The organism is uncultured Photobacterium sp., assembly GCF_947502415.1.
Classification (GTDB): Bacteria; Pseudomonadota; Gammaproteobacteria; order Enterobacterales; family Vibrionaceae; genus Photobacterium.
Genome location: NZ_CANMZV010000005.1, coordinates 25,250 through 46,584, shown reverse-complemented (window position 1 = coordinate 46,584; position 21,335 = coordinate 25,250). Strand labels below are relative to the sequence as shown.

Annotated in this window: 17 protein-coding genes; 8 read left to right on the top strand and 9 right to left on the bottom strand. The window is 46.7% G+C overall.

Going from position 1 to position 21,335, the window contains the following annotated elements; all coding sequences use genetic code 11:
- Window positions 1-11 precede the first annotated feature (11 nt).
- Entirely contained in the window at window positions 12-1,103 is a 1,092-nt protein-coding gene (locus Q0852_RS06790; protein WP_299015717.1) for a serine protease, read from the bottom strand.
- A gap of 233 nt (window positions 1,104-1,336) precedes the next feature.
- On the opposite strand from Q0852_RS06790, the gene Q0852_RS06785 reads away from it, so the two are divergent.
- Together Q0852_RS06785 and Q0852_RS06780 are read left to right on the top strand one after the other, a co-directional pair.
- A complete protein-coding gene (locus Q0852_RS06785; protein ID WP_299015714.1) occupies window positions 1,337-1,795 on the top strand; it encodes a CBS domain-containing protein in 459 nt (152 codons plus the stop codon).
- Between the two features lie 63 nt (window positions 1,796-1,858).
- Window positions 1,859-2,443 (top strand): ACP phosphodiesterase, encoded by a 585-nt coding sequence (locus Q0852_RS06780; protein ID WP_299015711.1) that lies wholly within the window; start codon window positions 1,859-1,861, stop codon window positions 2,441-2,443.
- Between the two features lie 135 nt (window positions 2,444-2,578).
- On the opposite strand, the gene aceA is transcribed toward Q0852_RS06780, so the two are convergent.
- The 3 genes from aceA to Q0852_RS06765 form a co-directional block, all read right to left on the bottom strand.
- Window positions 2,579-3,883 (bottom strand): isocitrate lyase, encoded by a 1,305-nt coding sequence (gene aceA / locus Q0852_RS06775; protein ID WP_299015705.1) that lies wholly within the window; start codon window positions 3,881-3,883, stop codon window positions 2,579-2,581.
- A 127-nt stretch (window positions 3,884-4,010) separates the two neighbouring features.
- On the bottom strand, window positions 4,011-5,624 hold the full coding sequence (gene aceB, locus Q0852_RS06770) for a malate synthase A (RefSeq protein WP_299015702.1): 1,614 nt from the start codon (window positions 5,622-5,624) through the stop codon (window positions 4,011-4,013).
- Window positions 5,625-6,224: 600 nt separating this feature from the next.
- A complete protein-coding gene (locus Q0852_RS06765) occupies window positions 6,225-7,121 on the bottom strand; it encodes a hydrogen peroxide-inducible genes activator (protein ID WP_299015699.1) in 897 nt (298 codons plus the stop codon).
- Window positions 7,122-7,253: 132 nt separating this feature from the next.
- Here Q0852_RS06765 and Q0852_RS06760 point away from each other — a divergent pair, with 132 nt between their 5' ends.
- Window positions 7,254-7,856 (top strand): peroxiredoxin C, encoded by a 603-nt coding sequence (locus Q0852_RS06760; RefSeq protein WP_299015697.1) that lies wholly within the window; start codon window positions 7,254-7,256, stop codon window positions 7,854-7,856.
- Between the two features lie 218 nt (window positions 7,857-8,074).
- Complete coding sequence (locus Q0852_RS06755) at window positions 8,075-8,812, top strand: copper homeostasis protein CutC (protein WP_299015694.1); 738 nt, start codon at window positions 8,075-8,077, stop codon at window positions 8,810-8,812.
- A 58-nt stretch (window positions 8,813-8,870) separates the two neighbouring features.
- On the opposite strand, the gene Q0852_RS06750 is transcribed toward Q0852_RS06755, so the two are convergent.
- The gene (locus Q0852_RS06750) at window positions 8,871-10,370 is read right to left on the bottom strand and encodes an alpha/beta hydrolase (RefSeq protein WP_299015692.1); all 1,500 of its coding nucleotides are present in this window, start codon (window positions 10,368-10,370) and stop codon (window positions 8,871-8,873) included.
- Window positions 10,371-10,588: 218 nt separating this feature from the next.
- On the opposite strand from Q0852_RS06750, the gene ppk2 reads away from it, so the two are divergent.
- Window positions 10,589-11,383 carry a polyphosphate kinase 2 gene (gene ppk2, locus Q0852_RS06745; RefSeq protein ID WP_299015690.1) on the top strand — a complete coding sequence of 265 codons (795 nt, stop codon included), beginning with the start codon at window positions 10,589-10,591 and terminating at the stop codon, window positions 11,381-11,383.
- Window positions 11,384-11,451: 68 nt separating this feature from the next.
- Here ppk2 and phoU read toward each other — a convergent pair whose 3' ends face one another.
- Genes phoU through Q0852_RS06725 form a run of 4 tightly spaced genes read right to left on the bottom strand, consistent with a single transcriptional unit; the run spans window position 11,452 to window position 16,887 of the window.
- A complete protein-coding gene (gene phoU, locus Q0852_RS06740; protein WP_299015687.1) occupies window positions 11,452-12,162 on the bottom strand; it encodes a phosphate signaling complex protein PhoU in 711 nt (236 codons plus the stop codon).
- A gap of 12 nt (window positions 12,163-12,174) precedes the next feature.
- A complete protein-coding gene (gene pstB, locus Q0852_RS06735) occupies window positions 12,175-12,993 on the bottom strand; it encodes a phosphate ABC transporter ATP-binding protein PstB (RefSeq protein WP_299016343.1) in 819 nt (272 codons plus the stop codon).
- Between the two features lie 17 nt (window positions 12,994-13,010).
- The gene (gene pstA, locus Q0852_RS06730) at window positions 13,011-14,624 is read right to left on the bottom strand and encodes a phosphate ABC transporter permease PstA (RefSeq protein ID WP_299015684.1); all 1,614 of its coding nucleotides are present in this window, start codon (window positions 14,622-14,624) and stop codon (window positions 13,011-13,013) included.
- Between the two features lie 34 nt (window positions 14,625-14,658).
- Window positions 14,659-16,887 carry an ABC transporter permease subunit gene (locus tag Q0852_RS06725; RefSeq protein ID WP_299015681.1) on the bottom strand — a complete coding sequence of 743 codons (2,229 nt, stop codon included), beginning with the start codon at window positions 16,885-16,887 and terminating at the stop codon, window positions 14,659-14,661.
- Window positions 16,888-17,169: 282 nt separating this feature from the next.
- Here Q0852_RS06725 and Q0852_RS06720 point away from each other — a divergent pair, with 282 nt between their 5' ends.
- From Q0852_RS06720 to ppx, 3 genes are read left to right on the top strand one after another with little or no spacing between them, the layout of a single operon-like run.
- Window positions 17,170-17,673: an ACT domain-containing protein gene (locus tag Q0852_RS06720; RefSeq protein ID WP_299015678.1), complete on the top strand. Its 504-nt coding sequence runs from the start codon at window positions 17,170-17,172 to the stop codon at window positions 17,671-17,673.
- Between the two features lie 41 nt (window positions 17,674-17,714).
- Window positions 17,715-19,811, top strand: coding sequence for a polyphosphate kinase 1 (gene ppk1 / locus Q0852_RS06715; RefSeq protein ID WP_299015675.1), 2,097 nt, complete (start codon window positions 17,715-17,717; stop codon window positions 19,809-19,811).
- Window positions 19,804-21,300 (top strand): exopolyphosphatase, encoded by a 1,497-nt coding sequence (gene ppx / locus Q0852_RS06710; protein WP_299015672.1) that lies wholly within the window; start codon window positions 19,804-19,806, stop codon window positions 21,298-21,300. Before ppk1 ends, ppx begins: the two co-directional genes overlap by 8 nt.
- The last annotated feature ends 35 nt before the right edge of the window (window positions 21,301-21,335 follow it).

Here is a 21,335-nt window from a genome sequence, read left to right as displayed (position 1 = left end):
AGCGATAAGCGTCAGGCTACTGATATAATTCGCCGACGCCAATAGCCGACAACAAGCAGCCCGAGCATACCACCGCCACCGATATACCCCCCGCCACCACCAGTAGAAGATAAATCAACCGCAATACCGGCATTACTGTAATCTCGGATAAAAGGGTTCGTAGCAAAAACCGATGTCGGCTGAGTACTGACCGCCGAACCAACTTCCTGTTCAATCCAAGCCTGATAGCTTGCCACTTCGGTATACACCCCCGGCAAGCCGCCGGCGCATCCCTGACCAAAACTGACCAGACCAACCAAACGTAAGCCAAAATCGCTATCACTTACATTCAATGGATCCTGCCAGACCAACGGGCCTCCGGAGTCGCCAAAACAACTATCTCGGCCCAACGAGGGAGAGACAGAACCGGCACAAAGAAAAATCGGATAATCTGATGGGCTAATATTACTTCCCCACTGAGCATCGCAAATTGTGTCAGGCACCCCTGATAATACAGTTTGTCTCAAAGTGGTACTGCCAGAACTTGAATCATTAGGATCGGTAGCCCCCCACCCGGAAACCAACAAATTAGGGTCACGTTCGGAATTAGCTACCCAACCATTGGCAAAAGCGTTATTCGCCCGATCCTGAGTAACGCTATCGGCCATCTTGATAGGAATAGCCGCACTTGGCAAAGAGGTTGCCAATTTTAGAATTGCGATGTCATTGGAAAAACGGGAAGAATTGTAAGATGGATGGATCACAAACTCACTGACAGCAACATCATTGAAGCTATTAGCATTGAATAGGCTGACTATTCCGCCCCAGACTTTGATATTTTGGGCAGCAACAGTATTCGATCCTTTGCGCAGACAATGCGCCGCAGTCAACACAACATCTGGGCTGATCACCACACCGCCGCACACAAAAGTGCTTCGATTTCCATTACCATCAATAAACGTCATATTCAGATAGGCTTGCCAGGGTATTTCACTTGCCGATGACTCAATTCCACCAACAATTTTGGCAGTCACTCCATTCTGAACACTAACCAGGCCAGATCCGGAGCCTTCCTCGACATCAGCTTGAGCTACAGCCTGATAAGGAAGCCATATTGACAACAATAACAACAACCTAAACAATAACTTACACATCAAGTCATACCCATATGGAATGTTGTACATTGATTATATGACACATTCTCAAAATTAACTAAAAATAAACAAACCCGAAACATGAGTACAACTAGTGAAATATTTGACGCGGGTCATAGGTACTCAGCACAGGATTGGCTACATTCAAAAGGCAAGCAAAATGAAACTAATAAATGGATTTAGCAGTCGTTACGGAGGTTTATATGTTTACTGTCGCCGATATGATGACACCACACCCACACGCTTTAACCTCGACACATACTTTGGCTGACGCAAAAAAGCTCATGGAAGACAAGGCAGTCCACCATGTTCCCGTCACAGATAAAGACAACCACCTAGTCGGGCTGGTCAGCCAGCGAGATATCCTGTCAGCCCAGGAATCAAGCCTTGAACAGATACACAAAAGCAGCTTTATCTCTGCACTCGATATCCCGCTTGATAAATGCATGCACCGCAGCCTGTTCAGCGTAGAACCGCAAGCAGGCCTGAAAGAAGCCGCACTTTACATGCAAAAACATAAAATCGGCTGTTTACCCGTACTCCACAACGCTAAGCTGGTAGGGATCATCACCGATTCTGACTTTGTGTCTATTGCCATTAATTTGCTTGAAATTCAGGAAGAAGTGGAACCAACGGAAGACAGTGATACAAATTTCTATTAGTACGCCGTCTATTAGGAAGTTATGTGTTAAAAAGCTATATATTTGGGAGCTAGGTATGAAGCTATGAATTTTCTTGCTCACCTGCATTTAGCCGATCGCTGCCATAGCCATCTGGCGGGAAACCTGCTGGCCGATTTTGTCCGCGGTGATCCATACACCCAATATGCCCGTTCAGTTGCTGACGGGATAAAACTTCACCGCTTTATCGATAGTTATATTGATGCTATGCCTGAAGTACTGCACTGCCGACAACTATTCAGCGCTGATACAAGACGGGTTAGTGGGATTGCCCTGGATATCACCTGGGATCACTATCTCGCCAAACACTGGCAGCACTACCACCACCAGCCGTTAACTGAATTTGTAGAACAAGCACAAAAGCAAGTAGAGCTATATCAGGAAAACCTGCCCGAGAGCTATCGACAAACCATGGCAAGAATGTGGCAGCAACAATGGCTATTGCAATACCGGAAACGAGGCACCATTTCCACTGCACTCGAACGGATGGCGCTACGCCGCCCCAAACTCCATCAACTCGCGAACTGCCCGGCTCTGATAGAGCAGCATTACGATTTATTCGAACAACAGTTTGCGGCGATTTACCCGCAAATCATTCAAGTAGCAAAAATCTATCGGTCACAGCAATAAAAATGGGAGCGCTAAGCGCTCCCAAAGACATAACATAGGAAATAATCTCTCTTGTGTTATGCATCACATCATACCCTGTAGAAAACCCACAGATAACCCAAGATATAACAACAAATTGCTAGGAATAAACTCCTATTAGAACTGGTCTTCTTCTGTTGAACCGGTCAGCGCCGTGACAGAAGACTGACCACCCTGAATCGTATTGGTCATCTTATCGAAGTATCCGGTACCCACTTCCTGTTGATGGGCAACAAAGGTATAACCTTTCTCGGCGGACTCGAACTCTGGACGCTGCACTTTTTCAACATAGTGGCGCATGCCTTCGCCCTGTGCATAAGCATGAGCCAATTCGAACATGTTGAACCACATATTGTGAATACCCGCCAAGGTAATAAACTGATACTTATAACCCATATCAGACAGTTCCTGCTGGAACTTGGCGATTGTCTCGGCATCCAGGTTCTTCTCCCAGTTGAATGATGGCGAGCAGTTATAAGCCAGCAACTGATCCGGATACTGAGCATGGATAGCTTCGGCAAACTTACGAGCCTCTTCCAAACAAGGCGTTGCCGTTTCACACCAAATCAAATCAGCGTAAGGTGCATAGGCTAAACCGCGGGCAATAGCCTGGTCGATACCAGCACGCACGCGATAGAAACCTTCAGCAGTACGCTCACCGACGATAAAATCTTTATCGTACGGATCACAATCAGATGTCAGCAAGTCTGCGGCGTTAGCATCCGTACGGGCAATCACTAATGTCGTTGTATCGGCCACATCAGCAGCCAAACGGGCTGCAACCAACTTCTGAACCGCTTCCTGAGTCGGTACCAGCACCTTGCCGCCCATGTGACCGCATTTTTTCACCGATGCCAGCTGGTCTTCAAAATGCACCCCGCCTGCGCCGGCATCAATCATATTGCGCATCAGCTCATAAGCATTCAAAACGCCACCGAAACCCGCTTCGGCATCAGCAACAATCGGCAAGAAGTAATCAATCCCCTCTTCAGGGCTGACACCGTTAGACCACTGGATCTGATCAGCACGGCGGAAGGAGTTATTAATTCGTTTAACGACAGCTGGCACTGAATCCACCGGATAAAGAGACTGATCCGGATACATGCTCGATGCCGTGTTGTTATCAGCGGCTACCTGCCAGCCTGATAGATAAATCGCCTCAATTCCGGCCTTAGCCTGCTGGACTGCCTGACCACCGGTCAACGCACCTAAGCAATTAACGTATCCTTTTTTCGCCGAACCATTGACCAAATCCCACAGCTTCTCGGCACCGCGCTGGGCGATTGTGTTTGCCGGTGCAAACGAGCCACGCAGGTTAATCACTTCTTCTGCGGTATAAGTACGCTTTACATTTTTCCAACGTGGGTTTTCAGCCCAATCCTTTTCAAGCGCTTCAATTTGTTGCTGGCGAGTCAATGTCATAATGATGTCCCTCGTTTCATTTGGCGATAATCCGCTTAACGTACCGTTACCACGGTAGACTTTCTCTTCAGGCTTCCCCTTGCACTGCCAACAACCAAGCAGCAGCCCGCCTCTCTATCATCTTCTGTTATTGCAAGTACTCATATCCCGGCAGCGTCAGGAAATTAACCAGCTCATCACTGGTTGTAAGCCGCGACATCAGCACAGCCGCTTCCTTATAACGTCCCCGACTAAACACATCGCTTCCAAGTTCTTGCTCAAGCACGGCCATTTCTTCTTCCAGCATTTGTTCAAACAGTGCCTTGGTTACAACCTTGCCATTGCTCAGTGCCTTCCCATGCTTGATCCACTGCCAGATTGATGCCCGGGATATTTCCGCCGTGGCCGCATCTTCCATCAAACCGTAAATCGGTACACAGCCATTGCCGGAAACCCAAGCCTCTATATACTGAACCGCCACACGAATGTTATGGCGCATCCCCTCTTCTGTTCGCTCACCCTCACAAGGCTGAAGCAACTCAGCAGCCGTGATCGGCGTATCCTCTTGGCGACTGATATCAAGCTGATTTTTCCGCTCTCCCAGCGCTTCATCAAACACCGTCTTTGCCGTATCAGCTAACCCTGGATGAGCCACCCAAGTTCCATCATGCCCGTTGTTTGCTTCCAGCGACTTATCCGTTTGTATCTTATTGAGCACCCAAGCATTACGCTCCGGATCTTTGGACGGAATGAAAGCAGCCATTCCCCCCATCGCAAAGGCACCACGGCTATGGCAAGTCTTCACCAACAACCGAGAATAAGCATTCAGAAACGGCTTTTCCATGGTGACAACCTGACGATCCGGCAAAATCCGATCCGGATGATTTCTCAACGTCTTGATATAGCTAAAGATATAATCCCAACGTCCACAATTGAGGCCGACAATATGATCTTTCAGGTGATAAAGGATCTCATCCATCTCAAACACTGCCGGCAACGTCTCTATCAGTACCGTCGCCTTAATTGTGCCTCGCGGAAGTCCAAACTCATCTTCAGTAAAACTAAACACATCGTTCCACCAAGCGGCTTCCTGGTAAGCCTGTAATTTAGGAATGTAAAAATAAGGGCCACTACCTTTTGCAAGTAACTGCTTGTAGTTATGGTAAAAGTACAATGCAAAATCAAATAAAGATCCGGGAATCGGCTCCCCTTGCCACAAAACGTGTTTTTCAGGCAGGTGCAGGCCGCGAACACGGCAGATAAGTACCGCCGGATCATCCTTGAGTTGATACTGCTTGCCAGTATCCGAATTGGTGTAGGAAATTGTGCCATTGACGGCATCACGCAGATTACGTTGCCCGTCCAGCACGGCATCCCAGGCAGGAGCGAAGGAATCTTCAAAATCAGCCATAAAAACTTTAACGTTGGCGTTAAGGGCGTTGATCACCATTTTGCGTTCCACCGGACCGGTTATTTCTACCCGACGATCCTGCAGATCCTCAGGAATATTACGAATAGTCCAGTTACCTTCACGGATATCTGCCGTTTCAACGAGAAAATCCGGCAATGCCCCAGCATCAATTGCTAATTGGCGACGTTCTCTGGCAGCCAGAAGTTCAGGAACTCGTGAAGCAAAACGCTGTACTAGTTGCTCAACAAACTGAAGTGCATCATCGTTAACAATCTCTTTTTGCAGATCCGTTAATGGTGCTTGCAGAGCCAGTCTCGCTTCTTGAGTTGGTGGAGAATTTTTATCCGTCATCTTACGCTCCCTTCGGCTTGTAACTTAATCACCACTTTTATCAGTAGCCATCGTATTGGCACATCGCCCACTAATAACCTTAACGTCTTATTCACATTGCCGAAACAAATAAAGAAATGCAACTTACCCTGCTCAGGCACACCGATAACACCCCTCCTCAAACAACTAAAAATCAAACACTTAAATAATATAGAGCAATAACTCAAAACACTGAATTAAAACAATTTTCAGGAAAAAGCTCGGTTTTTGCCGATCCAGAATATTCAAGAGAAAAATGTAACTAGTTACGTAATTAAATTACACAAAAAGGGAATGCAAACACACGGCATGAAAGACGTTTGAAACACTTGAAAGGTTTTCAACTGAGCTTGGCTGAATAAAAAACAATAAGTTACAAGGTGAGTATAAACAACACTCATACAAACCAGATGCAAACATCTACTCAATTGATTTCATTTATTCGCTATGCGAAACAAAATAAACCTACAAATAGGTACGGTTTTTACCGTCGCTGTGGAGTTAAAATATATCGGAAAGATATTAAAGAATGGAATAAAGTGCTGGCAGCATAAGATTACTGCCAACACCATATCGAAGAGACTATAAAAGTCCCTGAACAATCTCGGCAAGACGATTGAAAGTACGAATGCGACTGGACGTCGGACGCCAAACTAAGCCAATTTCTCGGTAAGCTTCCTGGCCAGGTGGCTCAACCACAACCAAATTCTGGTTATCCAGCAGCCCATGGTCAATCGCCATCTGCGGGATAAAAGTAGTTCCTAACCCATTAGCCACCATCTGAACAAGGGTATGTAAGCTGGTTGCAGTAAATGGGTTAATCTTCTCTTTAGTCGTCAGCTTACAGGCCGAAACCGCGTGATCAGTTAGACAGTGCTCTTTCTCCAATAAGAAAACAGACTCATCCGGCAAATCAGCATAACGCAATGGCACGCTGACATATTCTGCCTGGTGTTTGCTAATCACCATTTTAAATGCATCACGACCAACTACCTGGCTATGCATTCCATTGACTTCCATTGGCAGCGCAAGAATAAGCACATCCATCTCACCATTACGCAACGCCGCCAGCAAATTACTGGTGGTATCTTCTCGTAACAGTAAATTCAGGCTCGGATGCAGGCGGTTAACCTCCTGGACCAAATCACACAAAAGGAAAGGTGCAATAGTCGGGATACAACCAACCCTTAACTGGCCATCCATACCGTCTCCGGTACAATTAGATAGCTCCATCAGGTCCTGGCTGCGGGCCAAAAGCTCGCGGCTGCGAACCACCACGTCCTCACCGGTAGAAGTAAAGACCAGTGATTTGTTATCTCTTTCAATAAGCTGGCAACCGATCAGCTCTTCCAGATTCTGGACACCAGAACTCAGTGTCGACTGACTGACAAAGCACTTTTTGGCGGCTTCACCAAAATGCCGAGTCTCAAATAAAGTTACCAAATAATGTAGTTGTTTAAGGGATGGAAATTTGTTCATCGTATTTTTCGATTACATCAATCTATTTATTCCGCTTTTTCCAATCTAACAGTTTAGCTATAGTTTGTCTCGTCCAAACACGGAGGCTAACCAAAGGGTTAGCAATAAACCGAATTTTTCAGGAGCACCAACATGGTACTAGTAGGTCGTCAAGCACCAGACTTTACTGCTGCAGCTGTTCTGAGTAACGGCGAAATCGTTGAGAACTTCAACTTTGCAGAATTTACTAAAGGTAAAAAAGCGGTAGTTTTCTTCTACCCACTAGACTTCACTTTCGTATGCCCATCTGAGCTAATCGCTTTTGACAAGCGTTTCGAAGATTTCCAGGCGAAAGGTGTTGAAGTAATCGGTGTTTCTATCGACTCTCAGTTCTCTCACAACGCATGGCGTAACACTGCTGTTGAAGACGGCGGTATCGGTCAGGTTAAGTACCCACTAATTGCTGATGTTAAGCACGAAATCTGCAAAGCTTACGATGTTGAGCACCCAGAAGCAGGCGTTGCTTTCCGTGGTTCTTTCCTAATCGACGAAGATGGTGTTGTTCGTCACCAGGTAGTTAACGACCTACCTCTAGGCCGTAACATCGACGAAATGCTGCGTATGGTTGACGCTCTAAACTTCCACCAGAAGAACGGTGAAGTTTGCCCAGCACAGTGGGAAGAAGGCAAAGCAGGTATGGACGCCTCACCAAAAGGTGTTGCAGCTTACCTATCTGAGCACACTGAAGACCTATAATTCTTCATCTGAAGAATTAACAACACCCAGCTCACGGTGTTGAGGTAAAAGAACGCAATAGCGTAAAGCCAAAGTCAGCCAATTGGCAAAAAATAATGAGGCCCGGACACACCGGGCCCTTTTTATATCTATAGAAAAACATCCCCTTACCGACGCTATCGCCACTCTCTGCTCAATTGTTTACACTACCGTTACGTTTCCGGCAATGACCCGTTCCCATGCTTGATCATCTCGAAGTTTGTATCGACAACATTGAATCACTCCACTTCGCCCAACAAAGCGGGGCAACCCGTATTGAGCTATGCTCATCCCTCGCCCTTGGTGGCCTGACCCCGAGCTTTGGCTTTATGAAACAGGCAGCCCGTCGCGCCAACGTTCCTGTCTATGCCATGATACGTCCCCGTCAGGGTGATTTTCTGTTTAGCGACGAAGACATTGAAATCATGCTGGCCGATATTCACGCAGCCCGAAATGCAGGCTTACAGGGCGTCGTCATTGGTGTATTGAATGCTCAAGGGGAAGTTGATAACGATATCTTGCGCAGCCTGATGAAAGAGGCCCAAAGGTTAGGAGTCACTTTTCACCGTGCCATAGATCAATGTGTAAACCCGTTTGCAGCACTAGATAATATTATTAGCGCAGGCTGTGAGCGCGTACTTACTTCAGGCCTTGAGGCCAATGCGCTAGCTGGTATCGATACTATTGCCGAAATGGTTAAATTCAGCGGCGAGCGCCTGAGTATCATGGCTGGGGCCGGCGTCACATCAGACAATGTCGCAAAAATTATCCGTAAAACCGGAGTGAAAGAAGTCCACCTTTCAGGCAAAACTACCCGCCCAAGCAAGATGGTTAACTATTCGAAACAGGCTTATATGGGCAATGCCGATGTTGATGACTTCAGTGTTCCTGTTACTTCGGTAGAGAAAGTGTCGGCAGTCTTACGAGCTTTGAAGTAATAGTATTCAGTAATACGAAAAGAGCCGGCATCGCAGGCTCTTTTCTCTCTGTCTATTATTACCAGCCAATCACATTATCTGTAGGATGTGGAAGCCTTTGCGGTTTAGTAAAATCGTTCCCCAAACGGTAGGCTGCTTTATCACAAGTTTTCTCTGCAACTTTTTTATCCGGGTTCAATAAATATGCGGTGGTACTCTGATCAATACAATCAAGGCCAGTATAACTAAATGTATGATCGACATAATTATTAATTGTAACCAACGAACCAACATCACCAAAATTTTCCTTCATTTCTTCAGCCCAGGCGTAAGGTGTTGCCGGATCATACTGACCACCGATAATTAAAATTTGCTTACCCCTAAGTGAAACATCCATGTCTACTACAGGAGCAATAGGATCGCGTTGAGCAGTCCAACCTTTACACAAATCAGCGTTTTGGTGGTAAGCCAATGTACCGTATAGTGATGAAGCATTAACGAAGCGATCGAGTGATGCTTCAATATCTGCATCACTTAACGGCGTTCTTTCATCAGTGCACACAACAGCTTTAAATAATGCATTGCCCCTTAGCATATCCTCGTAATTTGAGTATGAGTTATAACTGTAACCATTAGACAAAACACTCAAAAGCCACTTCAAGCTATTTACGCGATCATAATCCAATAAATTAGTCACACCTGATTCCACATAAGACCAATCACCTGAAGACTCTCTTGCAACAGTCAAGTTCATAGCCCGTGCACCTTCTTTTAAAGTCAAAACTCCATCAGATGCTTGATAATTATATTCAGGAGCCGTAAACAGCTGATCAACTATATTTTGATAACGATTATTCCGTGTTTCATTATGCCCTAGTCGATACTTGGCGATTTTTTCGTAACCAGCCGCATTACCGGTACGTATTTCAATATTATTTGCTGCTATAGGTGACATTGGAGCATCAAGAACTATAGCACGCACTCTGTCAGGGAACGTATGCGCATATAATGAACCAAGACGGGTGCCGTATGAATAGCCGAGGAAGGTCAGTTTCTCATCACCAAGATGTTCTCGAAGCCTATCAATGTCCTTAACTACACTATTACTCCCCAAATAAGGCGCGACTTGCTGATACGTTGCATCACAATTTCCCCGGCCTTCATATTCAGCAACCGCACACTCCGTTAGCTCTTTTGCAAAAGCACTTTGACCAGCTCCCCTAGGGTCAATACCAACAATATCAAAATGGTTCAGTATTTCTGGTGGTAGATTATTAGCAGCCATACCTGCGGCTCCATTAACCGCTGCTGCGCTTGGTCCACCAAAATTAAAAATCAAAGCACCAATCCGGTTGGCTGAATCCTGAGCTTTATGTACACCATAGAAAATATCAACCATTTCCCCATTAGGCTCTTCGTAATCCTTTGGTGCAGCCATAAAACCGCACGACATATTCGGCGGACAGGATTTAGCGATAATTTCAGCTCGATTAGCTGCAAATTGATTATTGCTACTGTCGCCACCATTACAGCCAGCTAAGAAAACACATGCGATTAGCCCTGACATTAATTTATACATTATTTGTCCTTAAATATTTTTGATAATTACTCTCAAAACCAAACAATAAAAACACCATATGAAACAATAATTAATGCAGCCATAACCATATGGTTATCAACTTAACAGTATTCATGCTGATGCATTAGATAATGTCCGATTATTCGTCATTCCTCCGATAACGCATTATTATTAAAAGGTTATGAACGTACGTAGCAGCCAAGGAAATGGAGTGAAGTATGGGCAGTAAAAAACTTAAGAAGAAAGACTACGAAAATGAACTGCAACGGTTGCAGGTAGAACTGGTCAAACTCCAGGAATGGATCAAATCTTCAGGAATGAAGGTGTTAGTCATCTTTGAAGGGCGGGACGCCGCAGGAAAGGGCGGTGTCATCAAACGGATCATCGAAAAACTGAATCCTCGAGTCTGCCGAATTGCCGCCTTACCCAAACCAACCGAAAAAGAAAAGACACAATGGTACTTCCAGCGTTATGTCGCCCACCTGCCTTCTGCCGGCGAAATGGTGCTGTTTGACCGTAGTTGGTATAACCGGGCCGGAGTGGAAAAAGTCATGGGTTTTTGTACTGATAAAGAATACGATGAGTTTCTCCGCTCTTGCCCTGAATTCGAGCGCATGTTGCAACGTTCCGGCATTATCATCTTAAAGTACTGGTTCTCAGTATCCGATGAAGTGCAAGAGCAACGCTTTCTTGAACGTATCCACACCCCGATCAAACGCTGGAAATTCAGCCCGATGGATCTAGAATCCCGGGATCGCTGGGCAGAATACTCGGCCGCTAAAGATAAAATGTTTGCCTATACCGATACTAAACAATGTCCATGGTGGGTCGTAAATGCCGATGAAAAGAAAAAAGCCCGGATCAACTGCATCGCCCATTTGCTGTCCCATATTCCTTATGAAGAAATTCACTATCCGCATCTCGAGCTGCCTGAAATCAATAAAAGTGGCTATATGCGCCCCCCATTAGACAGCCAAACCTTCGTCCCGGATCTGTTTGCCAAGGAAGAATAAGCTACCGCAATAAAAAATCCCGGCGCACTCACTGCTGCCGGGATTTTTAAAATAATTGGTATAAAAGATTACTTAAGAAACTTCGCGAGTTCTTCATGACTGGTGTGGCGAATATCTTTGCCTTTCACGAAATAGATAATGTATTCGCAAATATTCTGACAACGATCACCAACCCGCTCGATAGATCGGGCTGACCACATCACTTGCAGCACATTAGGGATCGAACGTGGATCTTCCATCATATAAGTCATCAACTGACGGATAATCGCTTCATATTCACGATCAATACGATCATCTTCCTGATACACCTCAATCGCTGCTTTTACATCCATCCGGGCAAAGGCATCAAGAACCTCATGCAGCATCCTGACGGCATGCTGACCCAACGCCTCCAGAGATACCAGCAGGTTGTACTGCTTGTTGGTAAAATTCTCCAGCGCTACCTTAGCGATACTCTCAGCAACATCACCAATCCGCTCCAAGTCAGTAATGGTTTTAATAATCGCTATTACCAACCGCAAATCACTCGCTGTTGGCTGGCGTTTGGCAATGATCCGGGTGCAAGCCTCATCAATCGCCACTTCCATTGCATTGACCTTGTGATCATCTTTAATCACTCGTTTAGCGAGCTCTGCATCTTGCTTATGCATCGCTTTAAGCGAATCCGCCAGCTGTTGCTCCACCAATCCGCCCATTGCCAAAACATGGGTACGAATACTCTCAAGTTCGGCATGAAACTGGCCGGAAATATGGCGGCCCAGACTTAAATTATCCAACATGCTCTCTGTTCCTTAACCGTATCGACCAGTAATGTAATCTTCCGTACGCTTTTCTTTTGGAGTGGTGAAAATATCATTGGTATTGGCATATTCCACCAGCTCTCCCATATGCATAAATGCCGTGTTATCCGACACCCTTGCTGCCTGCTGCATATTATGGGTAACGATAATAACAGTATATTTGGTTTTTAAATCGTTGATCAGCTCTTCAATAGTCAGAGTTGATATCGGGTCCAATGCCGATGTCGGCTCATCGAGCAACAGTACTTCGGGCTCAATTGCAATCGCACGGGCAATCACCAGGCGCTGTTGCTGCCCTCCCGACAAACCAAAAGCATTTTCATGCAGGCGGTCTTTCACCTCATCCCACAGTGCCGCCCCTCGCAACGAATTTTCTACCGCATCATCCAAAACCCGGAGATCTTTTATCCCTTGCAAGCGCAAGCCATAAATTACATTTTCATAAATAGACTTCGGAAACGGGTTTGGACGCTGGAAAACCATACCCACCCGGCGACGCAAGGAAGCCACATCAACCTTACTGTCATAGATATTCTGCTCATGCAGCATGATCTTGCCTTCAACTTGGCATCCTTCGATCAAATCGTTCATCCTGTTGATGCATCGCAACAGTGTCGATTTACCACACCCCGACGGACCGATAAACGATGTCACCTGGCCTTTGGCAATCCGCATATTGATATTAAACAGGGCCTGGTGATTACCATAACGCAAATCCAGCCCCTCTATCGACATCGCGGTTTTTTCTTCGGGTAACGAGGTCAAATCTTCCGGCTGCAATAAGCCCATTGTCGAATTAATTGAAAACATATCAGTCATGAATCTCGCTAGTGTTCCAAAGAGCGGTATTTTTCGCGCAGATGGTTTCGAATACCGATTGCGGTCAGGTTCAACCCCACAATCACCGTGACCAGCAAAAACGAAATGGCATAAACCAAGGGCCTTGCTGCCTCAACATTCGGGCTCTGAAAGCCGACATCATAAATATGATAGCCAAGGTGCATGAACTTACGATCCAAATGCAAATAAGGGAAATGACTATCTACTGGTAAGGTCGGTGCCATTTTTACCACCCCTACTAACATCAGCGGTGCCACTTCTCCAGCTGCCCGGGCCACCGCCAAAATTAAACCGGTCATAATTGCCGGGCTGGCCATCGGCAACACAATCCGCCAAAGCGTCTCAGCCTGCGTAGCTCCTAGCGCCAGCGAGCCGTGGCGAATCGAATTCGGGATCCGGGCAAGCCCCTCCTCGGTCGAAACAATCACCACCGGAAGTGTCAGAATCGCCAGTGTCAGTGCCGACCATAAAATCCCCGGGGTACCAAAGGTAGGGGCAGGAAGCTGGTCGGAGAAAAAGATCTCATCAACGCTTCCCCCCACCATATAAACAAAAAAGCCAAGGCCAAAAACGCCGTAAACAATCGATGGCACACCCGCCAAGTTGATTACCGCCACCCGGATCAACTTAGTAAACGTATTCTTCCCGGCATATTCATGAAGGTAAACAGCAGCCATAACCCCCAACGGAGTAACCATCACACTCATCAACAGCACCATAAAAACTGTGCCGAAAATAGCAGGGAAAACGCCGCCTTCAGTATTGGCTTCCCGAGGGTCCTCGATAACAAATTTTCCTAATTGCCGCCCCCAATGAACCAATTTATCGGCAAAGCCCATATTGTTCGGGTACCAGATATCTAAAATCTGCTCAAGCGGCAATCTGACAGTCGTCCCAGCCATATCGCGAACCAGTAACGCATCTTTTTCCAGCACCAGTCTCAGATCGAACAGGCGTTGTTCCAACACGCTATATGTCTGCTCTAACTGACGGCGCTTCTGCTCCAGTTCCGACTGTTTACCGAATTTACGCTCTTGACGCCGAAGTTGTTCAAGCTGAAGGTTAATTGCTGCGATATCTTTCTGCTGCAGTTGCCTGATCTCATCACGAACCTGGGCAGCCGCCAAAAGCCCATGGGAAAGCTCTGTCAGTCCTTTGCTGGCTCCATCATCAATATAGCTAATCGGGTAACCGTAAAACTTCCCGTTCTTCACCCGATCAATCACCGCAATATCATGAGCCAAAGAGCGGCTTTCAATCTGGGGGTCAAGCACAGTGATAAAGTCCAGCTCCACCCGCTCACGGTTTCCCGTTTTAATAAGGTAACGAAGAACCCGCTCCCCTTTGATATCAGAGATATCGATGCCCGCTTCAGCCAACTGTCGAATCGGAATCGATTTTTGCTCATAAAGCTCGCCAATAACTGTCTGCTTATTACCGTTGATATCAAGCTCAAACTGGTACACAGGTGCCGGCCAGAAGTAACTCAACCCCTTCCAGCCAATCAACAGTAGCAAGCCTAACACTGCCGCCAGGCTCAGGCTCACCGCTCCAGCTGTCATCCATATCCAAAGAGCACCGGACTTAAACCAATTTCCCATCACTTAATAAAATTCATATTGATAATTCACAGCCTTATAGCGAGCTATATTTCTCTCTCAAACGCTGGCGGACAAGCTCAGCGATTGTATTGAATACAAAAGTAAAAACGAATAAAACAAAAGCGGCAAGGAACAAAATCCGATAATGCGAGCTTCCCACTTCGGTCTCGGGCATCTCGATAGCGATCGTCGCTGACAAAGTCCGTAACCCTTCCAGTATATTCCAGTCCATAATCGGAGTGTTGCCGGTTGCCATCAGAACTATCATCGTCTCGCCCACTGCACGCCCCAATCCCATCATAATTGCAGAAAAAATGCCGGGACTTGCTGTGAGCAATACCACGCGAGTCAATGTCTGCCAGTGAGTAGCTCCAAGCGCCAGTGAACCGCTAGTCAAATGACCAGGAACTGAGAAGATGGCATCTTCAGCTATCGTGAAAATCGTCGGGATCACAGCAAAGCCCATCGCGATCCCCACTACCAGAGCGTTGCGCTGATCGTAGCCAATTCCCCATTCACTAACGAGGTACATTCGCAAATCACCGGAAAAAAACCACTGCTCGAATTGCGGCCCAGCCTCAAAACAGACATAAAATAGACATACAATAACCGGGATCAACAAAATAATGTGTAATCCACCCGGCGGCATGCGATGGTGCCACCGCCCAGGTAACACCGACCAACCAAACCCGACCAACAGCATAACCAGTGGAAACACCACTACCAGCAAAGTGATTCCGGTCAGGTTTTCCTCAACAATCGGTGCCAGCCAGATTCCGGCCAGAAAGCCCAAAATCACTGTCGGCAATGCTTCCATGATCTCCACTGTCGGCTTAATCACCCGCCGCATTTTCGATGACATGAAATAAGCCGTATACACCGCTCCGGCCAATGCCATGGGTATTGCAAAAAACATCGCATACAACGCTGCCTTGAGCGTACCGAAAACGATGGGCACAAGACTCAACTTAGGTTCAAACTCATCACTGGCCGAAGTCGACTGCCAAACATAATCCGGCTCAGGGTAGCCTTCATACCAAATCTTTTGCCAAAGTGAAGCAAAACCAATTTCCGGATGGCGGTTAGTAACCTGATAGATTTGCCATTGCGCCCCGTTTACCGTTACCAAACGATCCGCACGAGGAGATATCGCAACAAGATCTGGCAGCGTCTCAAATAATTGCTCGCTATAGATATCTCCTTTAACAGAAGTGTAATAAGCCGACAATCTGCCATCTTGCTGGATAGCAAAAAAACCTTTACGGGCATACTCAGGAACCAAGCGAACAAGCGGGCTCTCACCAAGAGAAAAATCACGGGCATTAATCAGCGTTCGCTTGCCATCACGCAGCACTTCAAACCACTGCGACACACCATTATCACTAGTCGTTATCAACAGCGAGTTAGCCCCCGATAGCAATGTCAGCTGCAACGGTTTTCCCTCTGCGGTACTAACATCGACAACTTCACGAACCGCTGCTCGCTCACCTTCCAAACCAACCACATAGAGGTTATCTCCGGAAAGGGCATACAAGGTCCTGCCATCCGGAGTCACCGCCAGTGTACTAATAAACTCAGGCAGCTCATCCACCTCAAATGAGTGAACCTGCCAAGCAGTCTCCTTCCCCAGCAGGTTTTCCTGATGGCGAAATGTCATTCCCCTAACACGATGGTCAGCCGTTACCCCTGCCACAACAGCATGCTCATCACGAACCGAAACGGCTAACTGAATAATCGGTTGTAAATCAGGGTCTAGCTGAAACACACGCTGATCCAGCGGATAAACCAGCTCCGGTGTTGTCTGTTTCTCACCATTGGAAAAATCAGTCCGGAAAGCAGGTTTAAACACGACAACCTGTCCGGATTGTCCTCCGTAGGCATACACTTCTTCTTTTGGCAAAGTCCGGGAAAAACTCGCAGGGCTTGCCATCACCGAATACTGGCTTAAGAGCTCGCCGGCTTTAGGGGGATTCAAGTCAACGAAGCTCAGACGGCCCTGCTGCGACATGCGGTAGGCAATATTATTCTGCTCATTAATACGGATAGCCGCAGGCTGATCGGAAAAGGTTACAGAAAAGGCTTGCTGGGGTTTGACCTTTACCGTTTCAAAAATGGGCAAAATGACGAACAGCAGATAAAAGAAGATAAGTACCAAGGTAATAAGAACGAAAATACCGCCAGCTGTTACCCCATAGCGCGCAAGCGTATCTTTTACCCGGCGCCCAGGGCTATCCCCCCTCAAAAATGCACTGGCGTCTGCCATTATTACCTCAAAAGTTTTATAGGTTTACGAATAATATTTCTTTTTAATGACAATTATATGACAGCCAAAGCTTGTGGGGCTATTACTGCTTTCTGTTCTTGGGTGCTACATACTGTTCTTGGCTGTCATATATCAAAGCAGTATGGGCTTACAGCAAAACGTCATTAATATGAATAATTTATGATCTTATAGACATTTCCGGAATAGTGCGAACGCAGTGTCTGGACAGATAATATACAGGTACACATAATGAATTAGCATACCAAGAAAAAGGAAGTCGTCATGAAGCATCTGATCATTACTGTTATCGGTAAAGATCGTCCAGGCCTGGTTGAAATGCTCTCCGACATCGTTTACCAGAATAACGGTAACTGGCTATCGAGTAGCCTGAACAAACTAGCCGGACAATTTGCAGGCATATTACAAATTGAAGTCGCCTCCCAATATATCCCGATACTAAGCAACGCCCTCTCGCAAATAGATGAGCTGCAAATCCATATTGTCGAAGAAGACACTGCAGATGCTCCCGCTATCGCCCTCCACAACCTTACTATCACGGGCAATGACCGTCCGGGCATCGTCAAAGACGTAACGACCAAACTCAATCAACTTGGGATCAATATAAACAGAATCAAAACAGATACCCAAAGCGCACCTAACTGGGGTTACCCAATTTTCACCGCACGCTTCCAGCTCGAACTACCGGACGATATCGAGCTCGAAGTGGTTCAGGATTCCCTCGAAAAACTCGCAGATGATTTGACAGTTGATATCGATGATAACTAAGAACATTACACTTTAGCCCATAGCTTATTAGTAGGTTCACAATGAGTAAGGAAACTCTATATATAGAAAAAGAACTAAGTTGGCTATCTTTCAACGAACGCGTTTTACAAGAAGCCGCGGACAAATCCGTTCCGCTGATTGAACGCGTTCGCTTTCTCGGGATCTTCTCCAACAATACTGACGAGTTTTACCAAGTTCGCTTTGCTGACGTAAAACGCCAAATTATGATTAGCCAGGAACAAGGCGGAGATGACAGTGCCAAACAGCTACTAAGTAAAATCCAGAGCCGGGTACTGAAGCTCAACCAGGATTTCGATAGCCTGTACAACGAAATCTTACTGGAAATGGCTCGACGCCATATTTTCCTTGTCAATGAACAGCAGCTCGATGACTATCAGAAAATATGGCTGAGGAAATACTTTCGTACTACCATCCTCCCCCACATCACCCCAATTCTGCTTGCCAAAAACATCGACCTTCTGGACTTCCTTAAAGACGAATACTCTTACCTGACGGTCGAGATGCAAAAAGAACAGAAAAAGAATTACGCGCTAATCGAAATCCCCACCGATCAGCTCCCCCGTTTCATCCAATTACCTGAAGCAAAAGGAAAAAGGCGCAAAACACTGATCTTGCTTGATAATATTATCCGTTTCTGCCTTGATGATATTTTCAGCGGCTTTTTCGAATACGACAGCCTGGCAGCCTATTCAATGAAGATGACCCGGGATGCCGAATATGATCTCGGCCTGGAAGTCGAACACAGCCTGCTCGAACAAATGTCCGAAGGCCTCAAGCAGCGCCTGACGGCCATGCCTGTCCGCTTTGTCTACCAGCGGGATATGCCAAACGATATGATCAAAGTGCTCTGCCGGCTTCTGAAAGTCTCGAGCTACGACAGTATTATTCCCGGCGGACGTTACCATAACTTCAAAGATTTTATCGGCTTCCCTAATGTAGGCCGCAAGTATTTGGAAAATAGCCCGCTACCGCCAATAGAAAGCTATCACTTCAGCTGCGCCAGTAATGCCTTTGACGCTATCAAAGCCCAGGATATTTTGCTGTACTACCCGTACCATACCTTCAATCATATGTCTGAACTAGTGCGCCAGGCTGCCTATGATCCCAAGGTTCGCAGCATCAAAATCAATATCTACCGGGTCGCCAAAGACTCGCGGATCATCGAATCGATGATCGATGCGGCCAACAATGGCAAACGAGTTACCGTCGTGGTAGAGCTGCAGGCTCGATTCGATGAAGAAGCCAACATTATCTGGGCTCGCCGCCTGACCGAAGCCGGTGTCCATGTACTATTCGGCGTACCAGGCCTTAAAATCCACTCAAAATTGTGCCTCATTACCCGCAGGGAAGGCGACCGCTTCGTGCGCTATGCCCACCTGGGAACAGGGAACTTCCACGAAAAAACCGCAAGGATCTATACCGACTTTGCATTTTTCACCTGTGACGAAGATATCACCAACGAAGTACGCCAGGTTTTCGGCTATATCGAGAATCCTTATCGCCCGATTAAATTCAATCACTTAGTCGTATCTCCGCGTAACTCACGCTCACGCCTGTACGATCTGATTGACCGGGAAATTGCCCATGCCAAGCAAAACCTACCAGCGGGTATTACACTTAAGGTAAATAATCTGGTTGATAAAGGGTTGATTAACATGCTTTATCAGGCCAGCTGTGCCGGTGTCGAGATCAAACTGATCATTCGCGGCATGTGCTCACTGATCCCAAGGATCAAAGGGATCAGCGATAATATCACTGCGATCAGTATCGTCGACCGCTTTCTTGAACACCCGCGAGTCGTGGTATTTGAGAATAACGGGGATCCTGAAGTTATGATCTCATCTGCCGACTGGATGACCCGTAACATCGACAACCGTATTGAAGTCGGCTGTCCAATCAGGGATCCGGTACTGAAAAAGAAAATTATCGATATCCTCAATATTCAGCTTACCGATACGGTCAAAGCCCGGGTCATCGATAAAGATATGAGCAACCAATACGTGCCTCGGGGAAACCGTCGTAAGATACGTTCACAAATTGCGACCTATGATTACCTGAAAAACACGGAAAAACAGCTCCGTAAAAAAGCCGAAAAAGCGGTAAATAAAAATGATTGAGAATCCACGCCCACGCGAAGTTGCAGCGATCGATATTGGCTCAAACAGTTTTCATATGGTCGTTGCCCGGATAGTCGGACAAAGCTTGCAAATAATCAGTCGGCACAAACAGCGTGTTCATCTGGCTTCCGGGCTGGATATTCACCAAAACCTCGATCAGGCCGCTATCCAGCGTGGATTGAATTGTTTGGCGATGTTTGCTGAGCGTCTACAGGGCTTCGAACCCGAGAATGTCCGAATTGCCGCTACCTACACGCTGCGTCAGGCGCAAAATGCCCACGTTTTTCTCAAGCGCGCAGAATGCCTTCTTCCCTATCCGATAGAAATAATTCCAGGCACCGAAGAAGCTCGTTTAATTTACCTCGGCGTTGCTCACACCCAACCGGAAAATGACCGAAAACTGGTTGTCGACATCGGTGGTGGTAGTACCGAACTTGTCATCGGAGAAAAATTTGATACCCATCTGGCCTACAGCAAGCACATGGGCTGTGTCAGTTATAACCAATACTACTTCGTCAAAGACAAAATCAACGCAAAAAATATGGCTGCAGCCACACTGGCAGCCGAGCAAAAAATGGAAAGCATTGCCAGCCAATACCGCAAAAAAGGCTGGAAATACGCAGTCGGCTCATCTGGCACCATAAAGGCTATTCGCGAAGTACTGATTGGTATGGGGCACTCCGACGGCATCATTACCAGCAAGCGGCTCAACCAGCTAACAGACAAAATCCTAAGCTACAAAACAGCAAAAGACCTTGAGTTCCAAGGGTTGAGCGATGATCGCAAGCCCGTGTTTGCGGCCGGAGTCGCTATCCTCAGCGCCGTTTTCAGTTCACTCAAGATCGAGCAAATGAGCTATTCAGATGGCGCCTTGCGGGAAGGACTCCTCTATGAAATGGAAGATCGCTTCCGCCACAGTGATATCCGAACCCGTACCGCCGACGCCATGGCGGCTCAATATCATGTTGATATGGAGCAGGCCAAACGGGTAAAAGATACAGCTGAAATGCTCTACAGCCAGATCGAACCGCAACCTGGGCTGGCTAAATCGGAATTATCCACCCTGCTCGGATGGGGCGCACTGCTCCATGAAGTCGGGTTGAGTATCACCTATCCGGGCTTTCATCGCCATTCGGCCTACTTGCTACGCTACAGCACCATGCCGGGGTTTAACCTGGAGCAACAAACCGTGCTGGCAACTTTGGTTCGTTTTCAACGCAAGAGCCTGAAACTCGATGAAATGCCGGAACTGAACATCTACAAACGCAAACACCTTTACCCACTGATCCGTACCCTGCGATTAGCTGTCGCCCTCAACGGCCAGCGAACAGAAGAGCCACTCCCAACAATCAAAATTAAAGCTGATAAAGAAGACTGGCAGTTGACCCTGCCAAAAGATTGGGAAACCAACAACAAGTTATTGGCCGCCGATTTACAACAAGAACAAGAATATTGGGCGAAAGCCGGATGGCAGCTGGCTATCACGTGACAGCCCCTTGCTTAATATTTGCTGTTTGCTGTAAC

Excerpts from the sequence above, each read along its gene's own strand:
- ppk1 (WP_299015675.1), top strand. The coding sequence starts at position 17,715 with ATGAGTAAGGAAACTCTATATATAGAAAAAGAACTAAGTTGGCTATCT.
- ppx (WP_299015672.1), top strand. The coding sequence starts at position 19,804 with ATGATTGAGAATCCACGCCCACGCGAAGTTGCAGCGATCGATATTGGC.
- Q0852_RS06780 (WP_299015711.1), top strand. The coding sequence starts at position 1,859 with ATGAATTTTCTTGCTCACCTGCATTTAGCCGATCGCTGCCATAGCCAT.
- Q0852_RS06755 (WP_299015694.1), top strand. The coding sequence starts at position 8,075 with ATGCTTGATCATCTCGAAGTTTGTATCGACAACATTGAATCACTCCAC.
- Q0852_RS06725 (WP_299015681.1), bottom strand. The coding sequence starts at position 16,887 with ATGGCAGACGCCAGTGCATTTTTGAGGGGGGATAGCCCTGGGCGCCGG.
- Q0852_RS06720 (WP_299015678.1), top strand. The coding sequence starts at position 17,170 with ATGAAGCATCTGATCATTACTGTTATCGGTAAAGATCGTCCAGGCCTG.
- Q0852_RS06785 (WP_299015714.1), top strand. The coding sequence starts at position 1,337 with ATGTTTACTGTCGCCGATATGATGACACCACACCCACACGCTTTAACC.
- aceA (WP_299015705.1), bottom strand. The coding sequence starts at position 3,883 with ATGACATTGACTCGCCAGCAACAAATTGAAGCGCTTGAAAAGGATTGG.
- phoU (WP_299015687.1), bottom strand. The coding sequence starts at position 12,162 with ATGTTGGATAATTTAAGTCTGGGCCGCCATATTTCCGGCCAGTTTCAT.
- aceB (WP_299015702.1), bottom strand. The coding sequence starts at position 5,624 with ATGACGGATAAAAATTCTCCACCAACTCAAGAAGCGAGACTGGCTCTG.
- Q0852_RS06750 (WP_299015692.1), bottom strand. The coding sequence starts at position 10,370 with ATGTATAAATTAATGTCAGGGCTAATCGCATGTGTTTTCTTAGCTGGC.
- ppk2 (WP_299015690.1), top strand. The coding sequence starts at position 10,589 with ATGGGCAGTAAAAAACTTAAGAAGAAAGACTACGAAAATGAACTGCAA.
- pstA (WP_299015684.1), bottom strand. The coding sequence starts at position 14,624 with ATGGGAAATTGGTTTAAGTCCGGTGCTCTTTGGATATGGATGACAGCT.
- pstB (WP_299016343.1), bottom strand. The coding sequence starts at position 12,993 with ATGTTTTCAATTAATTCGACAATGGGCTTATTGCAGCCGGAAGATTTG.
- Q0852_RS06760 (WP_299015697.1), top strand. The coding sequence starts at position 7,254 with ATGGTACTAGTAGGTCGTCAAGCACCAGACTTTACTGCTGCAGCTGTT.
- Q0852_RS06765 (WP_299015699.1), bottom strand. The coding sequence starts at position 7,121 with ATGAACAAATTTCCATCCCTTAAACAACTACATTATTTGGTAACTTTA.